We start from the raw sequence: 6,549 nt of genomic DNA on the forward strand, positions 1-6,549 counted from the left end.
CGCTTTTACCACCACTTTTCCGCTTGCTGCGGCTGCAAAAATTGTACGCCCTGCCCAATTTTCGGCATCGACAGTTTTATCTGTTGTTGCTGCGCTAACGCGACGATTTGATTAAGCGGATCGTTCCATGGATGAAACGCCAAATCGAAAGTCGCATTATGAATCGGGAATAGCCATTTCGCGTTGAGATCTAAGAAGGCTTTAATCGTGTCTTGCGGCAGCATGTGAATGTCGGCCCAGCGGCGGTCGTAAGCACCATTTTCCAGAAACGCCATATCGAAAGGACCGAATTTATGGCCAATCTGTTTGAACCCATCGAAATAACCCGAGTCGCTGCCAAAGAACAGGCGAAATTCCTCGCTAATGATGCTCCATGAGCACCATAAACGTTTATTGCCATCAAATATGCCGCGTCCGGAAAAATGCTGGGAGGGTGTTGCGACAAATTGAATACCCGCGATATTTTTGGACTCCCACCAATCCAGCTGGGTGATTTTCTCCGGCGCTACGCCCCACGAGGTGATTAGATCGCCCACGCCGAGCGGCGTCAGGAAATAACGCACGCGATCCTTAAGTTGCATGATGGTGTGATAATCCAGATGATCGTAATGATCATGCGAAAGAATGATCCCTTCAATCGGCGGCAACGCTTCCAGCTGAATGGGCGTTGGCTGGAAGCGTTTCGGTCCGAAGCGTTTAAATGGCGATGCGCGCTCAGTAAATACCGGATCGATTAGCCAATACTTTTCCTGCATTTTAAACAGTAATGAAGAGTGCCCGAGTCGATAAACGCTATTATTCGCGGCGGCGTCAAGCTGCTGCGCGTCAAGCTTGATCAGCGGAAGTGCGTCATCCGGAACGGTATTTTTCGGCTTGTTAAAGGTGAAATCCCAGAACAGTTTCACGAATTTCCCCAATCCCAGCTGCTGGCGTGGAACCTTATTGTTAAACCTTTTGCCATCAAACTGCGCCGATTGCGGATAGCTTTTAATATTGCAGCGAGAAATGCTCGAACTATTCAACATTGATCTTTTACCTCTGATCGCGGGTGCTTCAGAATATCCACTTTCATTGCGTTGCACATCGCATATTGGGCGGTGTTGTGCTGGCGTTTAACTGCGCATGACATCAATCCTGCAGTCGATTAGAGTGACTGTTTTGCTTGAATTTACGAGGGAAAATGAAACGCTTATTTGTTTATGGAACACTGCAGCCAGGCCACGCCAATGCGCATATTCTGGAAAGTATCGGCGGTGAATGGCTAGCCGGATCGGTTAGAGGGACCTTCTACGCGCGTGGCTGGGGCGCGGCGGCAGATTTTCCCGGCATCGTTTTGCAGCAAAATGGGCCACAGGTGCCAGGTTATCTGTTCATCTCTGAGCAACTTGAACCGCACTGGCCGATGCTGGATGAGTTTGAAGAGGGCTACGATCGGGTGGCCGTTGATGTCACCACCAGCGATGGAAATCAGTTAACGGCGTGGATTTATCAGCTGCAGCCGCAACAGTGAAAAGACCCGTTGTAAATGCAAGCAGGAGTACTTATCATGCTTGTACGGAGAAATACCGTACTTCAGCAAGAACTGATTCTGTATCACTCATGTGAATTCTCGGTTCTTCATGAGAATAACTGGAGAAATTATCATGGCAGGTTTGGCAAAAACCGAACGTCTTGAGCTGCGTATCAGTCCTGATGTAAAAAGCGAAATTGAAACGGCGGCACAAATCAGCCGCGTCAGCGTTTCGCAATTCATTGCTGATTCTGCTCTGGAACGAGCAGCAAATGTTATTAGCGAGCATAGCCGTATAAAGCTGACTGAAGAGTCATGGAATGCTGTCATGGAAGCACTTGAAAATCCCCCAGCGCCCAATGAACGTCTTCGTCGAGCGGCAGCTCTCAGCCGAGAGGAAACGACCTGGGAATGGAAACGGTAAAACTAGCCATTGTGAAATTTTCGGCGGAGCGGGTGCTTAACTTTGAAAACTTCAGTTGTGGTCGACCCGAGTTAGATGAATTTCTTAAAAAACATCTCGCTAAACAGCATGCTGACAACATACTTAAAGCCTATCTCCTTGTCACAGAGGATGTCATTCCCGAGGTAATGGGTTTTTACACCGTGTCGGGCGGCAGCTATGCCAAGGCGAATATGACTCGCGCCTATCAAAAGCAGGTTCCTTATCGTGAGACGTCTTGTATTACGCTGGGACGCTTAGCTGTTGACCAACGTTTAGCTCGACGCGGCTTCGGTACACAACTGATCATTGATGCGTTGCGCGTGGCTTATTATGCGGCGGATGCAGTCGGAATTTATTCCGTTATGGTTGAGGCAAAAGATGATGCCGCTGCGGCTTTCTATCGCAAAATGGGATTTATACCGCTCAAGTCTGAAGATAACGAACTGAAGTTCTTCTTCCCAGTCGCCAGTATTCCAGCGTTGCTTTAATCGCGCCCATGTTGATAAAGGGTCATGCGCCCTTTTCTTTTTCAACTCAAATGCATTGCTTGCAACACATACGATCTGAGTAAGCACTGCTATCCTCCTGATAGGAATTTATCCGTTAGCGGAACCCATCACGGAGTTCACTATGATCAAAGTCTGCACGGCATGCAGCACCTCTTATGATGATCAAGGCGTCATCATTGATCGCTGCACAATATGTGAAGACGAGCGGCAATTTGTACCGCCCGCTGGACAGCAATGGATGTCACTGGAAAGCCTGCTCAGCACGCATCGCAATAAATGGCAGCAGCATCACGCCAACTTATTTAGCCTGCAAACGGTGCCTGCCTTTGCGATTAATCAACGCGCGTTTCTGCTGCGCACGCCGCACGGCAATATTCTATGGGATTGCATCGCTAACCTGGATGACGCCACTCAGGCGATCGTGACGGCTCTCGGCGGCCTTCACGCCATCGCTATTTCCCATCCGCACTATTACAGCTGCATGCAAGATTGGGCGGAGGCATTTGATGCGCCGATATATCTGCACGCTAACGACAGCCAATGGATTATGCGTGATAGCCCGCATATCAAACTCTGGCAGGATGATGAGCAGGAAATTGTGCCCGAGGTGAAGCTGATACGCCTGGCCGGGCATTTCTCCGGCGGCTGCGTGTTGCATTGGTCGCACGGCAACGGCGTGCTGCTAAGCGGCGATATTGTGCAAGTTACGCCGGGCGCTAATGCCGTGTCATTTATGTGGAGCTACCCGAATATGCTGCCGCTGTCGGCGGCGACGGTGAACGACATCCTGCATCGCCTTGCCCCCCTAACCTTTGAGCAGATTTACGGTGCGTTTGAGCATCGTGAAATCCTCGCGCATGCGCAACATGTCGTCCGGCAGTCGGCGGAGAGATATCTCTCCTGCCTGCAATAACAAGGGATGGCTGATCGAATTGTAAGCAAACGCACCGCCGATGGATGTACAGACGTCTAGATATCCACTATAGTCCGTTTCCTACGTTAAGAGGGGATCCGGGCAATGAAGAAAATTTTACTCACGACGCTGCTGGCTGCGTCCGTCGCACTGCTTAGTGGCTGTAATAAAGATGATGAAAATCAAATCAAAGTGGCCATTAATACCGGACCTGATCAGGCGTTGTGGGAAACCGTGAAGCAAGTTGCGCATGACAAATATCAGCTGGATGTCGATGTGGTGGCCTTCAATGATTATGTGCAGCCGAACGAAGCGCTGTTCAATAAAGATGTTGATGCTAACGCCTTCCAGAGCCTGCCGTATCTTGAGATGCAATCCAAAGAGCGCGGTTACCACTTTGCCGTGGTCACTAACACCTTTGTCTTCCCGATCGCCGGCTATTCTCGCAAGATTAAGTCGCTGAAAGAGCTGCCGGATGGCGCCACCGTGACCATCTCCAATGAAGCCACCACGCTGGGCCGCAGCCTGCTGCTGCTGCAGGCGCAGGGTTTGATCAAAGTGAAGCCGGAAGCGGGCCTGCTGCCGACCACGCTGGATATCACCGATAATCCGAAGAAGCTGAAAATCGTGGAAGTCGATACGCCGCAGCTGGCGCGCACGCTGGACGATCCGCAGGTGTATGTGTCGATCATCAACAATAACTTTGCCGCACTGGTTAATCTCTCCGCCTCGCGTGATGGCATGTTTATGGAAGGCAAAGCCTCGCCTTACGTTAACGCCATCGTGGCACGTGATGATAATAAAGACAGCGCCAATGTGCAGAAGCTGAAACAGGCCTTCCAGTCGCAGGAAGTGTTAGATAAAGCCAACGAAATCTACAAAGGCGATATTATTAAAGGCTGGTAATCGCCCACTAAAAAGGCCGCGCAAACTGACCTTGCGCGGCTTCCTTGACTTCCCGCCCTCCGCAATAACTTATCCTTCTCACTTCCTCATTGATTAATCAGCTACGCTCAGATCATAAAATGAGCGGCGATATAAAAATGGCGTAAAAATATCGACCTGCGGCGTAAAAATGCTGTCTATTAATTCGCCGCCCCCTGTTCGCTCAGGTCGCAAACAGGTATGTTCGCCCTCATTAGCCACAAACCTGATCATCAACAGGAAATTTATGAGTCAGAGCGAAAAACAGTCCTTGCCTGCGGGCATGCTGGCGGCTGCGGGGATCGTGTTTGGCGACATCGGCACCAGCCCGCTGTATACCCTCAAAGAGTGCCTTTCAATTTTACCTAATGGCGCGGTGTCAACCACGGCGGTGATGGGTTTCCTGTCGCTGATTTTCTGGGCCTTAACGCTGATCGTGACGCTGAAATATGTCTGCTTCGTGATGCGTGCCGACCATGATGGTGAAGGCGGCGTGCTGACGCTGATGTCACTGGCTCGCCAGCATGTTGGCCCGAAGGCAGCCCACATCATTGTACTGGCCGGATTAATCGGCGGCGCGTTCTTCTACGGTGATGGCGTCATCACGCCGGCGATTTCTGTGCTATCAGCGATTGAAGGCATAGAAGTGGTTTCTCCGGCGCTGAGCAAATATGTGGTGCCGCTGGCGGTAGTGATTCTTACCTTACTGTTCATGATTCAAAAACATGGCACCGAAAAGGTCAGTAAGGTATTCGGGCCGGTGATGTTTGTCTGGTTTGTTTCGATTGCGCTGTTAGGCATTCGCGGCATCTTGCTCAATCCTGACGTGCTTTACGCGCTCAATCCTTCTTATGCGCTGACGTTCTTGCTCAGCCACAAAGCGCTGTCGTTCGCTGCGCTCGGCATGGTGGTGTTGGCGGTAACCGGTGCGGAAGCGCTGTATGCCGACATGGGGCATTTAGGCAAGGCACCGATTCGGCTGGCCTGGCTGGTGATCGCTATGCCCGCGTTGGTGCTCAACTACTTTGGTCAGGGCGCATTGGTCATCGCCGATGCGCAGGCTCTCAATAATCCGTTCTTTAATCTCGCGCCAGCCTGGGGACAGATTCCGTTGATTGTGCTGTCGACACTGGCAACGGTGATTGCGGCCCAGTCGGTGATTTCCGGCGTGTATACCTTAACGCATCAGGCGATTCGTCAGGGATTCCTGCCGCCGATGCGCATTATCTTCACCTCGCATACCGAATCCGGTCAGATCTATATTCCGTTAGTCAACTGGTTGCTGTTCGTGGCGGTGACGGTGATTGTGTTGGCCTTCCGACAATCGTCGGCGCTCTCCTCTGCTTACGGCATCGTGGTAACCGGAACCATGGTGATCACGGCCTGTCTGGCGGGCGTGGTGGCGCTGCGTAACTGGAAGTGGCCGCTGCCGATGGCGCTGATTTTTCTGTTGTGTATGTTGAGTATTGATGTGCCGTTATTCGGCGCCAACCTAATCAAACTGCTCTCTGGCGGTTGGGTGCCAGTGTTACTGGCGCTGAGTATGATGGGATTAATGCTGGTGTGGAGCAGCGAGCGTAATCGTCTGATCCGCAGACTGAATAACGATCCTGACAGCCTGCTGGCGCTGGTGCGGTCGCTGGAGACCAATCCACCCAGTCGCGTCGCCGGTACGGCCATTTTTCTGGCGCGCAAAGAGCATGAGATTCCACAGGCGCTGCTGCACAACCTCAAACACAATCGTGTGCTGCATAAGCGCGTGGTGCTGCTGCATATTCGCACCACCGATACGCCGCGCGTTTACAATCAGAAGCGTTTAAGCATCAAGCCGCTGTCGCCGTCGTTCTGGCAAGTCACCGCTGATTATGGCTGGCGCGAAACGCCGTCAATGGCAGAAATCCTGCATCTATGCGGGCTGGAAGGATTTGGCTGCACCGTGAATGAAGCCTCATTTTTCACTTCACACGACACGCTGGTGATGAAAAAGCGCAAAGGATTGATGCGGGTAAAAGGCGGTATCTTCCACTTTTGCCAGCGCAATGCATTACGTGCGCATGAACAATTTAATATTCCACCAAATCGGGTGATCGAGTTGGGTGGGCAGCGCGAGTTTTAACGCAGAAATAGTTATCCGCACACATCGTAGCTACCGTCTTGAACGTCAAGCGGTAGCTACGTAGTTTTCGTTCCACGGCTCTCGTGTTTTAAGCACACCGAAGCAGAGATGGACCAGTTTGCGCATCACCGC

7 protein-coding genes are annotated in these 6,549 nt (G+C 51.5%); 6 read left to right on the plus strand and 1 reads right to left on the minus strand.

All coding sequences use genetic code 11. The features are described from left to right. Nucleotides 1-5 precede the first annotated feature (5 nt). Complete coding sequence (locus PMI17_RS14155; protein ID WP_009128048.1) at nucleotides 6-1,025, minus strand: MBL fold metallo-hydrolase; 1,020 nt, start codon at nucleotides 1,023-1,025, stop codon at nucleotides 6-8. Between the two features lie 155 nt (nucleotides 1,026-1,180). Between PMI17_RS14155 and PMI17_RS14160 the strand changes: the two genes are divergently transcribed. The 6 genes from PMI17_RS14160 (at nucleotide 1,181) to kup (ending at nucleotide 6,417) form a co-directional block, all read left to right on the plus strand. Next, nucleotides 1,181-1,510 (plus strand): gamma-glutamylcyclotransferase family protein, encoded by a 330-nt coding sequence (locus PMI17_RS14160; protein ID WP_009128051.1) that lies wholly within the window; start codon nucleotides 1,181-1,183, stop codon nucleotides 1,508-1,510. Nucleotides 1,511-1,643: 133 nt separating this feature from the next. Beyond that, nucleotides 1,644-1,934: a DUF1778 domain-containing protein gene (locus PMI17_RS14165; RefSeq protein ID WP_009128055.1), complete on the plus strand. Its 291-nt coding sequence runs from the start codon at nucleotides 1,644-1,646 to the stop codon at nucleotides 1,932-1,934. Continuing rightward, on the plus strand, nucleotides 1,922-2,443 hold the full coding sequence (locus PMI17_RS14170; protein WP_009128057.1) for a GNAT family N-acetyltransferase: 522 nt from the start codon (nucleotides 1,922-1,924) through the stop codon (nucleotides 2,441-2,443). The genes PMI17_RS14165 and PMI17_RS14170 overlap by 13 nt, the downstream gene beginning before the upstream one ends. 142 nt (nucleotides 2,444-2,585) lie before the next feature. Continuing rightward, nucleotides 2,586-3,377, plus strand: a complete 792-nt coding sequence (locus PMI17_RS14175; RefSeq protein ID WP_009128059.1) for an MBL fold metallo-hydrolase — start codon at nucleotides 2,586-2,588, stop codon at nucleotides 3,375-3,377. A 105-nt stretch (nucleotides 3,378-3,482) separates the two neighbouring features. Further along, the gene (locus PMI17_RS14180) at nucleotides 3,483-4,283 is read left to right on the plus strand and encodes a MetQ/NlpA family ABC transporter substrate-binding protein (RefSeq protein WP_009128061.1); all 801 of its coding nucleotides are present in this window, start codon (nucleotides 3,483-3,485) and stop codon (nucleotides 4,281-4,283) included. A 265-nt stretch (nucleotides 4,284-4,548) separates the two neighbouring features. Beyond that, entirely contained in the window at nucleotides 4,549-6,417 is a 1,869-nt protein-coding gene (gene kup / locus PMI17_RS14185) for a low affinity potassium transporter Kup (protein WP_009128063.1), read from the plus strand. Nucleotides 6,418-6,549 lie beyond the last annotated feature (132 nt).

This window comes from Pantoea sp. GM01, assembly GCF_000282675.1.
Taxonomy (GTDB): Bacteria; Pseudomonadota; Gammaproteobacteria; order Enterobacterales; family Enterobacteriaceae; genus Pantoea; species Pantoea nemavictus.